Here is an 18,457-nt window from a genome sequence, read left to right as displayed (position 1 = left end):
AACAATGAACAGACTCAAGCGCCTTATGGCCCCGATGCTGTGCGCCTCGGTGCTCAGCGGTGCCGTTCACGCTGAAGAGCGAACGTTGCGCGTCTACAACTGGTTCGACTACATCACCCCCAAGGCACTGGAAGACTTCAAGGCACAGAACACGCAAACCAAGCTGGTCTACGACATCTTCGATACCAACGAAGCCCTGGAAGCCAAGTTGCTGACGGGCAACTCCGGCTATGACGTCGTGGTGCCTTCCAACGTGTTCCTGGCCAAGCAGATTGAAGCGGGGGTGTTCCAGCCGCTGGACCGAAGCAAACTGCCGAACTGGAATCACCTCGATCCCAAGCTGATGAAGCTGATCGAAGCCAACGACCCGGGCAACAAGTTCGCCGTGCCGTACATGTACGGCACCATCCTGATCGGCTTCAACCCGGACAAGATCAAAGCCGCGCTGGGTGATAACGCACCGGTCGACAGCTGGGACCTGATCTTCAAGGAAGAAAACATCAGCAAGCTCAAGCAGTGCGGCGTCGCCCTGCTCGATTCGCCGTCGGAGATCCTGCCGCTGGCCCTGCAGCATCTCGGTCTGGACCCCAACAGCAAGAAGCCGGCGGATTACGCCAAGGCTGAAGCGTTGCTGATGAAAATCCGTCCGTACATCACTTACTTCCACTCCTCCAAATACATGGCCGACATCGCTAATGGAGACATCTGCGTCGCTGTCGGTTACTCCGGCAGCTTCTCCCAGGCCGCCAACCGCGCCAAGGAAGCCAAAAACGGTGTGACCGTCGACATGCGCCTGCCCAAAGAAGGCGCGCCGATCTGGTTCGACATGCTCGCCATTCCCAAAGGCGCGAAGAACACTGAGGATGCCTACACCTTCATCAACTACTTGCTGCAACCGCAAGTGATCGCGCCGGTCAGCGACTTCGTTGGCTACCCGAACCCTAACAAGGACGCTACGCAACTGGTGGACCCCGCCATCCGGAACAACCCGAACCTGTACCCGACCGACGCCGCCATGGAAACGCTTTATACCCTTCAACCGTTACCGCGCGATGCAGAACGTGCGCGGACTCGTGCCTGGACAAAGATCAAATCCGGGACCTGACAACCGCGAGAAACATCACCGAGGCAGCCATTGCCGCTGCCGCCTGAAAACCCGCGCGTATCCGCGGGTTTTTTTCGAGGGCGATAATTACTTACCACCTCCCGGATTCACACCCTCTTACCTTCGATGCCCTCGCCAGGATTGACACGTTCTTCCTGATACCAGCACCGAAGGAAACAACAATGACGAACAAAACCATCGATAGCCGCAGCGCCGACCCCCTGGTGGAAAAAAGCAATCTGATCAACCAGATCAGCCATGGCCCCACGCTCCATGAAGTCGCTTCGACCTTGCTGCGTCAAATGCTCAAAGAAAAATACTCCGACCTGGATATAGACCCCAACACAGCGCAAGTCGGCAGCCCGCAGTGGCAAGTGATCAACGATGAAATAGAACGCGGGCCGATCACTTATGAAACGCTGAACCTCGCGCTTGTTCGGCACGCGCTCGGTGGAACAACCGCCGACTACCTCGAAGGAGAGCACTTTCTAACCGTCGAGCCGCAGGTTGATAACCCGGTCCAACTCTCGGTAGACATCGAGGAAATCGCCCAGATACTCAACGAGGCAGTCGCCCTGTTGTTCATCGAGTTCCAGGAGCGTCAGCTGGACTTCTGGAATGAGAAAGTGCACGAAATGCCACGCTGGCAGAAGCTTTCCGAATCTCTGCGAAAAGTACTGGATGTGAACCAGACGAAGGGCTGGGATGCAGACGAATGCGCCATGGCACGGGAGATTTTTGTCGACCCGGACAGAGTCACGCGCAAAAACGTAAAGGCCGGCTTTTCGACTATTCAGGCCTGCCTGATCGATATCGACATCGTCGAAAATGGCACATCCAGGCACCTCGTGGTCGGCGGGGCACTTGTGATCAAGGCAACGTACCTGAAACGCCAGCTCATCACCCTGTACACGATCGACCGTGGCTATGAATCCTTCAGTTCTATGGACGCACTCGGAAGCTCTCTTCCTGAGCGGCTCGATCCGGTACCGAAAGGAAGCTCTCTGGAATGGCGATTGTTCGAGCCCGACGGCAACGTACTCGACCATATGGCCTGGGCCCTTGTGTCTTCGCAGATAGACAGCATTGACGCACTGAAAAATGCCGAGGCCTACGCAGAAGTGCCCGGTCCCGAAAAAGGACTGGATGCCCGTGAACAATCTCGATACCAACAACTCGATGCCGCAATACCGGACTGGCTGCGCGATGCCCCGGCCAACGACATCGACGATTACCGACGGTATGTCACCGCCTTGGGAAAACTGTATCGAAAACCCAAGTACAAAACCGCCAGAACCGAAATACCGCCCATCAACCAATACGCTCATAAAGCGATGTGCGACGCGATCATTGCCGATGAAGATGCAGCGGGTGCCGCGTCGTTGCCGTGGGATGATTTACGCATCCACTACGTCAACAGCTTTACCGTTGATAATTTCACGCTGCCCAATCCGCACGATCAACACACTGAAACACTGGCCGAGTTCGCGCTTGAAAACGAAGCGCCCTACATGGCAACCCTTTCATTCAAAAACGGTGTGCAGGTTCCGGATTGGCTCACACCGGCATTTCTGACCCAGGTGGCGGCCAACATTGACGTCGGCAGTGCCTACCCCTCCTACCTCAAGAAAGTGCTGATCGACGACGCCACCACCTCCCAACGCCAGGCGAATTTTTATCGCGATCAATTACGCTGGTTGTTGCCGCTCAAGGCGCTGGAAGAAAAAATCCAACAAACTGGCGGAATCGACGAGCAAGGCTATAAAACCATCTGCACATGGATGGAGTCTGCCCCTGGCAATGCCAACCCCATCGCAGTCTCCCCCCTTACCCTGATGCCGAAACACCGTTTGATCAGCGCCAGCGACACCGTGACCAACATGTACATTATCAACCCTCGAAACGCTGCCAACGGTCCCTGCCTGCTCTACCGCCCCCTGCAGGATGTGCCGTTGATGCAGTTTCCTTCGCGGCAGAATTTACTTTATGCCCTGCACCAACCTGGTGAGCTACGCGACTCGATACTGGCGTGGCTGGCGAACAAGACGCTGAGCTTCGAATATTCCCAGTACGTTTTTCCAGTTGGACTGCCGTCTCCATGGCTGGTGGCTGAACAGCTGGTCAATCCACTCATGAGGGCCGACCAGTTCGGGCGGGTCGTCCTGGACACTCAAGCAATGACCGGGGACATCCACACCGCACTGTTCAGAAACAATGCGCAGGCACTAATCACTCTGGCAGACCGTCAGTCGCAATCGAATGCCGAGCGTCGCTGGACCCTGTTGAAAGACAGCAGTTGGGCCCTGTTCGGCGTTGCGAGCAACTTGCTTTGTGGCGCCCTCGGCACTGCTGTGTGGGCCTGGCAGGTTATCGAGCAAATTCAGCAGGCCTTGGATGCCCATGAAAAAGGCGACAACTTTAACGAATGGAAGTCCGAGGCAGACATCCTGCTATCCCTGGGTATTCTTCTTGCCCATCACGCCGTGATGCGACGCAAAGCGCTTTCCAGCAAGCCCGCCAATGCCCACAAGCCGCTTGAACTGAGCGTGTTGCCTGCTCCTGAGACCACCGCCATCACGTTGGACCCGGTTTCGCTCTCAGGCGAGATCCCCAAGGCACATGTGGCGTTGGTGGATGCTGCAGGATCAGTCCCCCGCCTTTCCCCATCGGAACTTGTCACCTATCTGGACGCCCTCGAAGTCAAGGAACCAGACCTGAATACCGAAGTGGCAAGTGAGGACACCGACAAGCCCAGCTATGTGCATGAGCTAGAGGGTAAAAACTACGCAAAAGTCGGCAAGCGCTGGTTCAACGTCAGCGTCAGCGAGGATGACCAGGTACAGATTGTCGATCCCGAAACACCGACGAAACATGGTCCGTTGTTGGTCAGCGACCCTGAGGGTCGGTGGGTTATTGACCTGCGGTTGCGATTGAAAGGTGGCGGACCGAAGAATGCACTTAGAACGCTGAAGGAGGCGAATGCCCGTCGCAGAATCGAACTGAAAGAAGAAAGAGCGCGGTTTCAGCGCAAGAAGGCCAAGCCGGAGGATCCGGACGTAGAAGGCAGCGAAGAACAGAAACAAAACGACGTTGCCAAAGCTCAGGAAGCATTTATCGCAGCCACTGTCGCGGATCGTGGCCGGCTGGAAGCGGTTTACGTGGAAAAACTTGAAGCCATGATCAGTGCGTATCAACGGGCCCTGGAGCAGTCGAGGGAATGGCATGCGCTGGGTGGCGGTCCGAGCTACGTTTCGGAATCGTTGCGTATGCACACTGAGCTGGAGAAGTACCTGTCGTTCTGGTTCCTGATGAAAAAAAATGAATATGCCCGGCTCACCCGTGATTGGCGATCTGACGCGGTGATAGAAGTACCGACACGCAACATCCATCTTGACCAGGTGCAGCAAGTGACAGACTTGAGCCAGGCAATGGCCGAAAAGCTGGTGCTATCACGCGAGGAGCGCGGCACCTTGGAGGCGCTTGGAATGCCCGGCATTGAACGTGCGACTCAACTGAACAAACTGGCGCCTTCTTTCACCGAATGGGAGATCAGGGCTAACGAGATCGGCATCTCTCAGGAATTGTGCCTTGAAGAGCAGGCCAGCGCGACGATGACGCAAGCGCGTGATGACGTTGGCAATCTGATTGTAAGGAGCGCAAAAGCCGCTCACCGGATCGCAAAGTTTCTGAAGAAAACACCTGACGACATCACTCCACAAAAACAGATTGAAGAACTGAGTCAGCTGATCGAAACCTTTGCCGATGTCGATCAACGCTTTCGGGAACTACCCGACACCTATCCAGGCCATTTCAACCAAGTCAGGATCGATCATTTGCTCGTTCTCATCGACGACTTCGCCAAAAATGCGCAGGAACTACGCTCGTCCCTGCTGGCAAAAATACAACCCTCCATACCGAAATCGTCTGCCGGACCTTCGAGAGCGCCTCACCCGAAGGCTAAGGTCAAAAAGACCCGACCGCGCCAACAGACCAGCACTGAAATCCCAACGACTGAGGACGCGCCTATTGGCTCCATTACACTGGATCCCCATTCTCGGCAGACCACCGTACAGAGCGATAGGGAAATTGTTTCCGAGGCACTCACCCTGTCTGACGACGCACCTTCCTTCATCGTACGCATGACAAAAGATGCCAGTCGACCTGCGCGAGTCCCTGCGGACATGCAGGACATCTTCGATCAACAAGCCAACAAACTTGAACAAGGCGCAAACAGCGTTGACCAGGTTCTGGCCCGTACGAAGGAGTTTCCGGTGTCCAGTCTGTCGCCACAATTACGTGCGGCAGCGATAAACATGCGCGAGTCCGGCAAAAGCGTCCGCGCCAACCTCTACAAGTTGCGTAAGCCTACCCAGAGCATATTCAGATGGATGCATGAGAACGCAATGGTCAAATTACAGCGGGACAAAGGCCGAACCCAAACGAAGCAACTGGGTGACTACTTTCAGGAGTACCGCATTCTCGACAGCAAAAATAATGATCGGGAACTGTGGCTGGCGCACTTCCACTACCCATCCCTGCAAAGCCCTGTGGACGCTCCAACCACCGCCCACCTGAAAATCTCGGAAACCTACTTGAAAACGCTGACCGAAGAGCAAAAAAAAATACTGACCACTGTCGAGCCCATTGATGGGGTATTTCGCAAGATCGATGAGCCAGATCTGCGCAAACTGTTTTTTGACCTGGAGCCCAAGGTCGAAGTCTGAAGCGGGCCACACATACGACTCGAAGCCGCGCTGAAACAGCAACTGAGCACTGTCGACACGCACAAAGAGACGCTGTCGATAGCGCTGGAAAGCTAATAAGGATGCCGCCAATTCAGCGGCTCATTGTCGCCAGCGCTTTTCCAGACGTCCAAGCGCTTCGATGATGTCGCTCTCACACACTGCGGCAAAACCCAGGACCAGCCCGGCACGCTGGTCCAAAGGTTTTTTCGAATCAGGCAACCAGTAACTGCTAAGGGCATTGATCTCGATGTCGACGCTGGCGGCTTTGTCGATCAGCTCCTGTTCACGGGCCAGAGTATCGACCACCACCGTCAAATGCAGTCCTGCGGCTACGCTCGGGAGGCTGCCCACACCTGCAATGCCCGTTGGCCAGCCCGTCAGCAATGTGTTGCGCCGGCTCAATGCGGCACGGCGCATACGGCGGATGTGCCGCTGGAAATGTCCCGCCGCCATGAACTCGGCCATCACCGCTTGAGTGCTGACTTCGGAATGACGCACATCCACAGCTCGACGCTGGGAGAACGCTTCTACCAACCCGATCGGCAACACCAGGTAACCCAGCCTCAGCGCCGGAAACGCCACTTTGCCAAAGGTCCCGACATACAGCACCCGCCCCTGACGATCGAGCGCCGCCAACGGCGCTAGCGGTGCGCCGCTGTAGCGGTACTCGCCGTCATAGTCATCCTCGATGATCCAGCCGTCCGTACGCTCCGCCCACGCCAGTAACTCCAGGCGCCGAGCAAGGCTCATGATCACACCAGTCGGATATTGATGAGACGGGGTGACATACGCCAATCGGCAATCACTCAAACCGTTCAACTCTGCGCAATCAATACCCTCGTTATCCACGGACACCCCGTGCAGCTTCGCCCCGGCCACCGCGAACGCATGACCCGCAGCGCGATAGCCCGGATTCTCGATCGCCACCCCGTCGCCCGGCTCCACCAGCAGCTGTGCACAAAGGCTAATCGCCTGCTGTGCGCCACTGGTGATCACTATTTGCTCAGCTGAGCACTGCATGCCCCGCGAGCTGCGCAAATACGCGGCGATCAATCCGCGTAATCGTTGGTCGCCAGCTGGATCGCCATAACACAACTGCTGAAAATCCGGTTTTCGCCAGAAAGCCGCGTTGAGCTTGGCCCAGACCTCGAAGGGAAACAGATCGAACGCCGGAACACCGACCCTGAAAGCCCTCGGTGGACCACTGGGAGGCTTGGCTAAATGGTTCTTTTCAACCCGTTCCAAAGCCCCTCTGTGGATAACTTTACTGGATGGAATCACAGGTAAATCCAGCCAATTTGTGGATAAGGCTGTGGGTAACCCTGTTGAAAACCCTGTGGATAGTTTTGTGGATAGTTTTTTTGCCGGGAGGCTCGATTGGGGTAGCTGAGCGACATAAGTCCCGTCACCCACACGTCCTTCGATAAAGCCCTCGGCATACAGCTGATCGTAGGCCCGCACCACGCTGTTGCGCGATATCGAGAGTGCCGCAGCCAGGTCACGGCTGGCCGGTAAACGCGTACCGCTGGCCAACCGGCCATCCAGCACCCGAACTCGCAAGGCTTGATAGAGCTGACGGCTTAACCCTTGTCGGCGATCGAGTTCGATACCCGCAGGATTGAAGGACAGGGAAAGCGGCACGTCTGTCATGGGAATGGACCTATGAAATTGGTCGGTAATGGCTCTTACAACAGACCAATAGCCTGCCTAGGATGCAGGCATTCGCCAAGGGAAATTTCCATGTATACGCCACGCGCTTTTACCATCGACGAGTTGTCCCAACTGCATGAACTGATGCTCGCCAGCCGTCTCGCCATTTTGGTGACCCACAGTGAAAGTGGCCTGCAAGCCAGTCATGTACCGGTTCTGCTGCATTGCGATCAAGGCTCGAATGGCACGTTGTACGGACATTTGGCCAAAGCCAATCCACAGTGGAAAGACCTGCGCGACGGCGCCGAAGCCCTGCTGATTTTTTCCGGCCCCGACGCCTACGTCAGCCCTGGCTTCTACGCGAGCAAGGCCGAACACGGCAAAGTTGTGCCAACCTGGAACTACGTTGCGGTTCACGCCTACGGGCGAGCCGAGACCTTCAGCGATGGCGGGCGGCTGCTAGACATCGTCAGCACCCTCACCGACCGTCATGAAGCTGGCCGCTCCAAGCCGTGGTCAGTCGCCGATGCCCCCGCCGATTACATCGACGGCATGCTCAAGGCAATCGTCGGTTTCGCCATTCCCATCGACCGTCTCGAAGGCAAACGCAAACTCAGCCAGAACCGCAGCCCCGCCGATATCGCGGGCGTGCGCGAAGGCCTGGCCGTCAGCCCTGACGTCAATGACCAGACCCTCGCTCAATTAATGCGTTAAGGAAACCCCATGAGTCAGATCGACATCCGCCAGGTCACCGCCGACGATCACGCCGCCTGGCTGCCGTTGTGGCAAGCCTACCTGCGCTTTTACAACACCGAGCTGCCGGAAGCGGTTACACAGAGCACCTGGCAACGCATGCTCGACCCAAGCGAGCCGACCCACTCGGCGCTGGCGTGGGCCGATGGCAAGGCCATCGGCATGGTGAACTTCATTTACCATCGCTCTAACTGGAGCATCGAAAACTCCTGTTACTTGCAGGACCTGCTGGTAGTGCCCGAAACCCGCGGCACCGGCGTTGGTCGGCAACTGATTGAATTCGTCTACGCCACCGCCAAACAGGACGGCTGCTGCAAAGTCCATTGGCTGACCCACGAGACCAACGCCACCGCGATCCAGCTCTATGAGCGCATCGCCGAACGCCCTGGTTTCATCCAGTTTCGCAAAGCAATCTAAGGTTCAAGGAGAACAGCATGTCGACTTCACTCGCAGACTGGAAAGGCGCTCCAGCCCCCACCGCCACACTGCTCGAAGGGCGTTTTATCCGCCTGGAAAAACTCGACCCGGCGCGTCATGGCGACGATTTGTTCAACGCCTTGCAAGGCCCTGGCGCCGATCCCAAGCTCTGGGATTATCTGCCCTATGGCCCTTTCCCGGAGCGCAACGTGTTCAACGATTGGTTGAACAATCACGCAGCCAATAGCGACCCGTATTTTTTCTGTGTGATCGACCGTGCAAGCGGTGAGGTGCAGGGCATTCTGAGCCTGATGTCGATCGTTCCCGCACAGGGCCGCATCGAGATCGGCCACGTGACCTTCGGTGCGCCGATGCAGCGTTCACCGAAAAGTACCGAGGCCGTTTACCTGCTGGCGAAAGAGTCCTTTGCCCTGGGTTATCGGCGCCTGGAGTGGAAGTGCAACAACGGCAACGCTCGCTCCAAATACGCCGCCGAACGTCTGGGGTTCAGCTTTGAAGGCGTGTTCCGTCAGCACATGGTGGTCAAAGGGCAGAACCGGGACACGGCCTGGTACTCGATTCTGGATTCGGAATGGCCGGCAATCGGGGCAGGGTTCGAGCGCTGGCTTTCGGATGAAAACCAGACGGCTTCGGGGCAATTGAAAACGCTGGCCGAGTGCCGGGGCTAATGCCTTAAAAATCTGAAGATCGCAGCCCGCGATACATCATCCCAATGTAGGGGCTGCCGAAGGCTGCGATCTCTTGATCTTCGATCTCAACTGAAGTCACGTCTAATCCGCCCGCTTTATGAATGCATTCAAAATGCAGAGTCGTGCACTTCTACTCTCAGACATCATTCTGTAAAAACTCCCCGCTATAAACGACCGCATCGCTTATAACAAAAGGCCGTCCAGCATGCCCTCCTCGCCCCAGCGCCTGGCCCTGATGATCGCTGTGTTGATCAGCACCAGCGCCGTACACGCCAAGAACGTGCAGATCGACACCGCGACCACCACCGCTCAAACCCTGGGTGGCAGCGATACCCTGACCCTTTCGGCCCCCGGCAGCATCACCAACAGCGGCAAGACGGTGAGCCTGAAGGACAGTACCAATGGCGTCGGTGTGGTGATCGACAACTCAGGGCAGATTATTTCCACCGGTGGACGGGCGATCGACAGCAGCGGCGATCTGACCAAGGCGCGCAACTACAGCATCTACAACCGCAGCGGCGGGCAAATGCTCGGTTTCAATGACGCATTGCGCATCGACAGCAACTTCGCCAGCGGCACTGTGCTGATCGACAACAGCGGCACCATTCGCTCCAAGACCGGCCAGGGTCTGGACCTCGATGCCTTGCGCAGTGCGGGTGTCCAGACAACCATCATCAACCGCGCAGGCGGGCTGATTCGTGGCGATGCCAGCGACGGCATGAAGACCGGTACCAATGCGACGATCACTAACTACGGCGAGATTTCCACCGGTGATTCGCACAATGCTGACGAGAAATTCGACGGCATTGACATCGACACGGCCACCGGTGTGAGCGTGACCAACTACGGCAGCCTTTCAGGTGGCCGTCACGGCATCACGACTGACCTTGGCGCGACGCTGGTCAACTATGGGGATATCACCGGCCGCAACGGTTCGGGTTTCGGTTCTGACGGCGACGGCACGGTGATCAACCACGGCACGATCACCGGCGCTTACTCGGGCCTGCAACCCAACGGTGACGGTGACGGCGTGGACATCGACAACATCGCCCACATCGAGAACTACGGCACCATTCAGGGCGTCGGCGCAGGGGGTGTGGACAAAGGGGGTATCGCCAATGGCAGCGAGGGCATTGCCTTAGGCGGTGGCTATGTATTGAACGCTAAAGATGCGCTGATCAGCGGCGCCAACAGCGCGATATTGGTGGACGACGGCAGCGGCGGTTCGGGTCAGGCGGCGACGACACTGGAAAACTTCGGCACGATCCAGGGCCTCGATGGATTTGGTGTGAAGTTCGTCGGCGAATTCGATGACAACGTGATCAACGGCGGCACGATCAGCGCCAGCAACGGCCCGGCGCTGGACCTGGGCGGTGGCAACGACAGCCTGACGTTGAACAACGGCAGTCGCTTCATTGGCGTCGTGGATGGCGGTACCGGTTACGACCGTGTGGTGATGGACGACGTGGCGGGTGGAAGCTTCGGCGACAGTCGCCACTTTGAGTGGCTGGAGGTCAAGCAAGGTGCCTGGACCCTGACCGGCAACGGCGATTTCAGCGACGGCGGCGCGGTCCGTAGCGGTGCCACCTTGATCAATCAGGGTGGCATCGCCGGCAACCTGTCCGTGGACTCGGGCGGCGTATATGCCGGCGGTGGGTCGGTGGGCAGTTTGCGGGTCGACGGAACCCTGCTGACCAACACCCAGTTCGGCACCGCGACCATCACCCATGACCTGACGATGAGCAGCGGCGCTACCCTGGCCTATGGCGTGAATTCCGATGGCAGCAGCGCACCGGTGCAGGTCGGCGGCACCGCAAACTTGAATGGCGCAACCTTGGCGATTAATCCGAGCAGCGGCACCTACCCGTGGCAAAGCCAATACACGGTAGTGCAGGCCTCCAACATCAACGGCACCTTCGCCAAGGTCACCAGTGACTACGCGTTTCTGACGCCGACGCTTGCCTACACTCCGACCCAGGTCGATCTGACTTACACGCGCAACGATGTGGCCTTCAACGAATTCGCCGTCACTGCCAACGGCAACCGCGCGGTCAACAGCCTGGCTTCGATCGGAAAAAACAACACGCTCTACAACGCCTTGCTTAACACCACCAGCACCACGGCCGGCAACGCGATCGAACAATTGGCGGGCACCAGCAACGCCGACCTGACCAGCGCGACGCTGGGTGCCAGCAGCCAGATCGGCGCCAGCATGCTCAGTGCGATGCAACAAATGGGCGGCGGCTCGGCTTTGATGGCGGGTCTGGAACAACGCAACGCACCAGTGCTCGCGGCCACGGGCGTTCCTGCCGAAGCCCGTAACCTCAATGATCCGAACGCTCGCGGCCGTCTCTGGCTGCAGGCCATCGGTGGCTACGGCAAGCTCGATGGCGAACACGGCAGCAGCGGCCTGGAACAACGCACCAAAGGCAGCGTGCTGGGCGCCGACTGGGCACTCACTCCGCAATGGCGACTTGGTGTACTGGGTGGCTACTCCAAGACAGACCTGGATGCCACGGGTTTCGATGGCAACGTCGAAAGCTGGCACGCCGGGGTGTACGCCTTGCATCAGAACGGCCCGCTCTCCTTGCGACTTGGCGCGGCGTACAGCGGCCATCAGGGTGAAAGCAAACGCACTGTCGCTTTCAGCGGCTTCAGCGATCGGCCAAAAGGCGATTACGACGCCGACAGCCAGCAAGCCTTTGCCGAGCTGGGTTACGCGATGGGCAGCGGCCGTCTCAGTGCAGAGCCGTTCGCCAGCCTGGGGTATCAGCGTTATCACCGCGACAGCTACACCGAAAAAGGTGGCTCGGCGGCGCTTCAAGTCGATCAACAAACCCAGGACAATTTCAGCAGCACCTTCGGTGTGCGCCTGGCCCACCTCAATACCCTGGAAAACGGCATGAGCCTCACGCCGCGCATGACCGCTGGCTGGAAGCACACCTATGGTGATGTCAGCAACTCGACCCGACAGGCATTTGTGGTCGGCGGTACAGGCTTCAGCGTCGACGGCAGTTCGCTGGATCGTGACAGCCTGGTGCTGGAGGCCGGTCTGGATCTGGGCATTTCAGCGCGTCATTCTGTAGGGGTTGGTTACAGCGGGGAGATTGGCAGCAACAGCAGGAATCATGGGTTGATCGGGCAGTGGCAGATGGCGTTCTGACCGACATCACAGGCAAAAAAAAGGGGAGCACATGCCCCCCCGAGGTTTAAAGCGTTAGGTCGAGGCTGTTAAATCAGCCTTCGATCTCGATCAGTATTTCACCCGGATTCACCCGGTCGCCCTTGGCCACGTGGATGGCGGTGACTTTGCCGGCGATGGCGGCCTGAACTTCGGTCTCCATCTTCATCGCTTCGGTGATCAGCACAGCCTGGCCGGCTTTCACGGTGTCGCCTTCCTTGACCAGCACGTCGACAATGTTGCCCGGCATGGTGGTGCTGACGTGGCCCGGTGCAGTGGCTTGCTTGCGCTTGCTGCTGCCGCCGCTGACGAACTCGTTGAGCGGCTCGAACACCACTTCTTCCGGCATGCCGTCGATGGACAGGTAGAAGTGACGCTTGCCTTCAGCCTTGACGCCGACACCGGTGATGTCGACGCGGTAGGTTTCACCGTGAACGTCGATGACGAATTCGGTCGGTACACCTTCACCACCGGCCGAGGTCACGCCGCCCGCTTCGGGAATCGGCAGCAGCACTTCTGGCGTCAGGGTGCCGGCAGCGCGTTCTTCGAGGAACTTGCGACCAATGTCCGGGAACATGGCGTAGGTCAGCACGTCTTCTTCAGACTTGGCCACGGCGCCGATTTCGGCACGCAGCTTGGTCATTTCCGGCTTCAGCAAATCCGCAGGACGAACGTCGATCACTTCTTCGCTGCCGATGGCCTGGCGACGCAGTTTCTCGTTCACGGTGCCCGGCGCTTTGCCGTAGCCGCCTTGCAGGTAGAGCTTCACTTCGTTGGTGATGGTCTTGTAGCGCTCACCGGCCAACACGTTGAAGAACGCCTGGGTACCGACGATCTGCGAGGTCGGGGTCACCAGCGGCGGGAAGCCGAGGTCTTCACGAACACGCGGGATTTCGGCCAGCACTTCGCTCATGCGGTTCAGAGCGCCCTGCTCTTTCAACTGGTTGGCCAGGTTGGAAATCATCCCGCCCGGTACCTGGTTGACTTGAACGCGGGTGTCGACTGCGGTGAACTCGCTTTCGAACTGGTGGTACTTCTTGCGCACCGCGTAGAAGTACAGACCGATCTCTTGCAGCAGTTCCAGGTTCAGGCCGGTATCGAATTCGGTGCCTTTAAGGGCCGCGACCATCGATTCGGTGCCTGGGTGGCTGGTGCCGGATGCGAAGCTGGAGATCGCGGTGTCGATGTGATCGGCGCCGTTTTCGATAGCCTTGAGTTGGCACATGGTGGCCAGGCCAGCGGTATCGTGCGAGTGGATGAAGACTGGCAGCGACTGCTCGGATTTCAACGCCCGGACCAGCTCGCCCGTAGCGTACGGAGTCAGCAGACCGGCCATGTCCTTGATCGCCACCGAGTCGCAGCCCATGGCTTCCATCTGCTTGGCTTGCGCCACGAAAGCATCGATGGTGTGCACCGGGCTGGTGGTGTAAGCGATGGTGCCCTGGGCGTGTTTGCCGGCGGCTTTTACGGCCTCGATGGCCGTGCGCAGGTTACGCACGTCGTTCATGGCGTCGAAGATGCGGAACACGTCGATGCCATTGACCGCGGCCTTGGCAACGAAGGCTTTGACCACATCGTCGCTGTAGTGACGGTAGCCCAGCAGGTTCTGGCCACGCAGCAGCATTTGCAGGCGAGTGTTAGGCAGTGCCGCGCGCAGTTGGCGCAGGCGCTCCCACGGATCTTCTTTAAGGAAGCGCACGCAGGCGTCGAACGTTGCGCCGCCCCAGCATTCCAGCGACCAGTAGCCGACTTTGTCGAGCTTGTCGCAGATCGGCAGCATGTCTTCGGTGCGCATGCGGGTGGCGAGCAGCGATTGGTGGGCGTCGCGCAGGATGGTGTCGGTTACATGAATCTTCTTGGACATTGTTTTATTCCTCACAGGCCTGCGTGGGCGGCGATTGCAGCAGCGATGGCCAGGGCCAGCTCTTCGGGTTTGCGCTTGATCGAGTAGTTGGTCAGTTCAGGGTGGCTTTCAACGAAGCTGGTATTGAACTGGCCGCTACGGAATTCCGGGTTACGCAGGATTTCCTGGTAGTACGCGGCGGTGGTCTTGACCCCTTGCAGACGCATGTCGTCGAGGGCGCGCAAGCCACGGTCCATCGCCTCTTCCCACGTCAGCGCCCAGACCACCAGTTTCAGGCACATGGAATCGTAGAACGGCGGAATGGTGTAGCCCGTGTAGATCGCCGTATCGGTGCGCACGCCCGGACCGCCGGGAGCGTAGTAGCGGGTGATCTTGCCGAAGCTCGGCAGGAAATTGTTTTTCGGGTCTTCGGCGTTGATCCGGAATTGCAGCGCGAAACCGCGGTGCTGGATGTCTTCCTGTTTCACCGAAAGCGGCAGCCCGGACGCGATGCGGATCTGCTCACGCACGATGTCGATGCCGGTGATTTCCTCGGTGATGGTGTGTTCCACCTGCACCCGGGTGTTCATCTCCATGAAGTAGACCTCGCCCTCGGCGAGCAGGAACTCCACGGTGCCGGCGTTCTCGTAACCCACGGCCTTGGCTGCACGCACCGACAGGTCGCCAATGTAGGCGCGTTGTTCCGGGGTCAGTTGCGGGCTTGGGGCGATTTCGATCAGCTTCTGGTTACGGCGCTGGATCGAGCAGTCACGCTCGAACAGGTGAACCACGTTGCCAAAGCTGTCGCCAAGAATCTGCGCTTCGATGTGCTTTGGATTGACGATGCATTTTTCCAGGAACACTTCCGCCGAACCGAACGCCTTGGTGGCTTCGGAAATCACGCGCGGGAAAGCCTGTTCGAGTTCTTCACGGCTGTCGCAGCGACGAATACCACGACCACCACCACCGGACGTCGCCTTAAGCATCACCGGATAACCGATACGGTCACCTTCGATCAAGGCTTCGGCAATGTCGGCAACGTTGCCTTCGGTACCCGGGGTGACGGGTACGCCAGCCTTGATCATGCTGCGACGGGCTTCAGTCTTGTCGCCCATGCGACGAATCACTTCAGCCGATGGACCGATGAACTTGATGCCGCGCTCTGCGCAGATATCGGCCAGCTCGGCGTTTTCCGAGAGGAAGCCATAGCCGGGATGCAGTGCATCGCAGCCGGTTTCCACGGCCAGATTCACCAGCTTGCGCGCATTCAAGTAACCGGCCAGTGGCTCGGCACCAATGCTGTGGGCCTCATCCGCACGCTTAACATGCAACGCATGGCGGTCGGCGTCGGAATAGATCGCAACCGAGCGAATGCCCATTTCGGCGCAGGCACGCACGATTCGTACGGCAATCTCACCACGGTTGGCGATCAGGATCTTTTTTATCACTTGGAGGTTCCCTTGAGCCGGTGGTACCCACGACCTGCTAGACCAGGTCGACGCGTGACCAAATGTTTCAATTTGGTCGCGACCCCACACTAGCGCTCACAAGGGATTAACAAAAATGAATAATAATTGGGTTAGCCATAAGTAAAGACTTATAGTCGTCGCATCAGCCTGCGGCGGGAGCGTTCAGATAATGCGTAAGTCATTGATGCGTATGACATTGCGTCAATTGCAGATCTTCAACGAGGTCTGTGATTTGAGGTCGTACAGCCGCGCGGCGGAGGAAATGTCTCTCACACAACCGGCCGTCAGCCTACAGATCCGGCAGCTTGAAGAGCTGATCGGGCAGCCCTTATTCGATTATGTCGGTAAAAAACTCTACATGACGGAGGCCGCCGAAGCACTCCAGCGTGCCAGTCGGGACATTTTTGGGCGACTGGAAAACCTCGACATGCAGCTCTCGGACATGCAGGGATCGCTGCAAGGTCAGCTGAAGCTGGCCGTTGAATCCAGCGCCAAGTATTTCGTGCCGCACCTGTTTGCCGCGTTCAAGCGTCAGCACCCGGAAGTGAATCTGCAACTGACGGTGGTCAATCGCGGGCAAGTCATCCGGCGCCTCTCCGACAACCGTGACGATCTGGTGATCATGTCGATGGTGCCGCAGGACATGGGCCTGGAATTCCTGCCGTTTCTGAACAACCCGATCGTGGCCGTGGCGCCGCCGGATCACCCGCTGTGTCACATGGGCCCGCTGCGCTTGCAAGATCTGGAGCCATACACACTCCTGCTGCGCGAACCCGGTTCAGGTACGCGGATGGCGTGTGAAGAGTATTTCAAAGAGAAACGCGTGCACTTCAACCAGACGCAGGAAGTCTCGTCAGCCGAAGCTCAGCGCGAATGTGTGCTGGCGGGTCTGGGCGTAGCGTTGTTGACGCGCCACGCCCTGAACCTTGAGTTGGCGACGGGTGGATTGATCGAGCTGCCCGTCGAGGAGCTGCCGCTGTACCGCAGCTGGTGCCTGGTGCAAGCCAAGGCGAAACGGCTGTCACCGGTGGCGCACGCGTTCCTTGCGTTTGTTCGCAGCGAGCGAGTGCAGATTAGCGCGCTGGTTGAGCGTTTCGCCGCGAAGCTGCCGGTGATGCCTGCCAGTAGTTGAGTTCCAGATCGTCAGGAATATCACCGATCTCAGCCAGAAGCTGGCGACGTTCGCAGCGATCTTCGATAGCGCGGCGGAACACCATGCGGCGCTGATCTTCTTGCTGACGGCGGGTTTTGACGGCGCTGTTGCGTTCTTCGTAGGGCTGGGCCATTTCGAGTCTCCCAAGGCGATTACGGGAGCTTCAAGATAGGCGCGGGGGATGACGGTTTGGCGGCGGGAGAGTTACAGGGAGATGAACGTTGTGGCGAGGGGATTTAGCGAAACGTCGCACCGCCCCGTCCGGCTGCGAAGCAGCCGCAAAATTATCCAATTCGGCGTTGTTGTGACAGATTCGAGGGCCGCTACGCAGCCCAACGGGGCGGTGCGACGTTTCGCTAAATCCCCTCGCCACAATAAACAAATTGCCTCGAATCAATCGTCCAGGGCTTTGACCGACTTGGGCGACAACCGCAAGCTGCGCAGGCTGCGTTTGACGCTCTTGAGGTGGTTCACCAGGCTAGGCCCTCTAGCCATTGCCACGCCCATCGCCAACACGTCGATCACCACAAGGTGGGCGATGCGCGACGTCAGCGGTGTATAAATCTCGGTGTCTTCATGCACATCGATCGCCAGATTAACGGTCGACAATTCAGCCAACGGTGTCTGGCTCGGACACAAGGTGATCAACGAGGCACCGCTTTCGCGCACCAGGTTCGCGGTGATCAACAGGTCTTTCGAGCGGCCGGACTGGGATATGCAAATCGCCACGTCCGTCGGCTTCAACGTCACCGCCGACATCGCCTGCATATGTGGGTCGGAATAGGCCGCGGCCGTCAGCAGCAAGCGGAAGAACTTATGCTGGGCATCCGCCGCCACCGCGCCGGAAGCACCAAACCCGTAGAACTCGACGCGCTGCGCCTGGGACATGAGCGTCACGGCGCGCTGCAACTCCACCGGGTCCAGGCGCTCGCGAACTTCCATCAGCGTATGCAGGGTGGTGTCGAAAATTTTCAGGCTGTAGTCGGCGACTGAATCATCTTCATGAATCGCGAACTGGCCAAAACTCGCGCCAGCCGCGAGGCTTTGCGCAAGCTTGAGCTTCAAATCCTGAAATCCGGAGCAACCGATGGCGCGGCAGAACCGCACGATGGTCGGCTCACTGATACCCACGCTGTGGGCCAGGTCGGCCATGGAACTGTGCATCACTGCCGCAGGGTCAAGCAGCACGTGGTCGGCGACCTTGAGCTCCGACTTGCGTAAGAGGTGGCGAGACTGGGCGATGTGTTGCAGCAGATTCAAAGGGCTGGACTCTTTGTTATTGGCAGGGGCCGGGGATGTAGCGCGCTTGTAGTTATACTACATGAATCGGCTTTTTGCCTGCCCAATGCGTAACCTGATCCCTCGATTTCAGGCGAGCTCACTCCATGTAGCGCTCATTCCGGCGGCCGGTCGCCTCAACGGAATGTCGAT

General features: G+C 58.3%; 12 protein-coding genes. 7 read left to right on the top strand and 5 right to left on the bottom strand.

Annotated elements, in window-relative coordinates:
- Window positions 1-4: 4 nt before the first annotated feature.
- Both H7698_RS06330 and H7698_RS06325 read left to right on the top strand, forming a co-directional pair.
- Window positions 5-1,105: a polyamine ABC transporter substrate-binding protein gene (locus H7698_RS06330; protein ID WP_162436599.1), complete on the top strand. Its 1,101-nt coding sequence runs from the start codon at window positions 5-7 to the stop codon at window positions 1,103-1,105.
- Window positions 1,106-1,287: 182 nt separating this feature from the next.
- Entirely contained in the window at window positions 1,288-5,829 is a 4,542-nt protein-coding gene (locus tag H7698_RS06325; protein WP_194690886.1) for a dermonecrotic toxin domain-containing protein, read from the top strand.
- Between the two features lie 120 nt (window positions 5,830-5,949).
- Here H7698_RS06325 and pdxR read toward each other — a convergent pair whose 3' ends face one another.
- On the bottom strand, window positions 5,950-7,500 hold the full coding sequence (gene pdxR, locus H7698_RS06320) for a MocR-like pyridoxine biosynthesis transcription factor PdxR (RefSeq protein WP_194690885.1): 1,551 nt from the start codon (window positions 7,498-7,500) through the stop codon (window positions 5,950-5,952).
- A 90-nt stretch (window positions 7,501-7,590) separates the two neighbouring features.
- Between pdxR and H7698_RS06315 the strand changes: the two genes are divergently transcribed.
- The 4 genes from H7698_RS06315 to H7698_RS06300 all read left to right on the top strand — a co-directional run bounded on the left by H7698_RS06315 (window position 7,591) and on the right by H7698_RS06300 (window position 12,543).
- Window positions 7,591-8,214, top strand: a complete 624-nt coding sequence (locus H7698_RS06315) for an FMN-binding negative transcriptional regulator (protein ID WP_194690884.1) — start codon at window positions 7,591-7,593, stop codon at window positions 8,212-8,214.
- A gap of 9 nt (window positions 8,215-8,223) precedes the next feature.
- Complete coding sequence (locus H7698_RS06310) at window positions 8,224-8,670, top strand: GNAT family N-acetyltransferase (RefSeq protein WP_162436595.1); 447 nt, start codon at window positions 8,224-8,226, stop codon at window positions 8,668-8,670.
- 17 nt (window positions 8,671-8,687) lie between these two features.
- Window positions 8,688-9,359, top strand: a complete 672-nt coding sequence (locus H7698_RS06305; RefSeq protein ID WP_194690883.1) for a GNAT family N-acetyltransferase — start codon at window positions 8,688-8,690, stop codon at window positions 9,357-9,359.
- Between the two features lie 226 nt (window positions 9,360-9,585).
- Window positions 9,586-12,543: an autotransporter outer membrane beta-barrel domain-containing protein gene (locus H7698_RS06300; RefSeq protein ID WP_194690882.1), complete on the top strand. Its 2,958-nt coding sequence runs from the start codon at window positions 9,586-9,588 to the stop codon at window positions 12,541-12,543.
- Between the two features lie 73 nt (window positions 12,544-12,616).
- On the opposite strand, the gene oadA is transcribed toward H7698_RS06300, so the two are convergent.
- The gene (gene oadA, locus H7698_RS06295; RefSeq protein WP_162436592.1) at window positions 12,617-14,425 is read right to left on the bottom strand and encodes a sodium-extruding oxaloacetate decarboxylase subunit alpha; all 1,809 of its coding nucleotides are present in this window, start codon (window positions 14,423-14,425) and stop codon (window positions 12,617-12,619) included.
- Between the two features lie 11 nt (window positions 14,426-14,436).
- Window positions 14,437-15,852, bottom strand: a complete 1,416-nt coding sequence (locus H7698_RS06290; protein ID WP_008156643.1) for an acetyl-CoA carboxylase biotin carboxylase subunit — start codon at window positions 15,850-15,852, stop codon at window positions 14,437-14,439.
- Window positions 15,853-16,057: 205 nt separating this feature from the next.
- Here H7698_RS06290 and H7698_RS06285 point away from each other — a divergent pair, with 205 nt between their 5' ends.
- Entirely contained in the window at window positions 16,058-17,005 is a 948-nt protein-coding gene (locus H7698_RS06285) for a LysR family transcriptional regulator (protein ID WP_178114279.1), read from the top strand.
- On the opposite strand, the gene H7698_RS06280 is transcribed toward H7698_RS06285, so the two are convergent.
- Window positions 16,947-17,159: a PA3496 family putative envelope integrity protein gene (locus H7698_RS06280; protein ID WP_162436590.1), complete on the bottom strand. Its 213-nt coding sequence runs from the start codon at window positions 17,157-17,159 to the stop codon at window positions 16,947-16,949. The two genes, H7698_RS06285 and H7698_RS06280, sit on opposite strands and share 59 nt — an antisense overlap.
- A 260-nt stretch (window positions 17,160-17,419) precedes the next feature.
- Window positions 17,420-18,286 carry a transcriptional regulator HexR gene (gene hexR, locus H7698_RS06275; RefSeq protein ID WP_028620399.1) on the bottom strand — a complete coding sequence of 289 codons (867 nt, stop codon included), beginning with the start codon at window positions 18,284-18,286 and terminating at the stop codon, window positions 17,420-17,422.
- Window positions 18,287-18,457: the final 171 nt, after the last annotated feature.

The organism is Pseudomonas sp. p50(2008), from assembly GCF_015351605.1.
In the GTDB taxonomy this organism is placed as follows: Bacteria; Pseudomonadota; Gammaproteobacteria; order Pseudomonadales; family Pseudomonadaceae; genus Aquipseudomonas.
The sequence above is the reverse complement of the archived record's forward strand: the minus strand, read 5'-3'. Positions and strand labels throughout refer to the sequence as shown.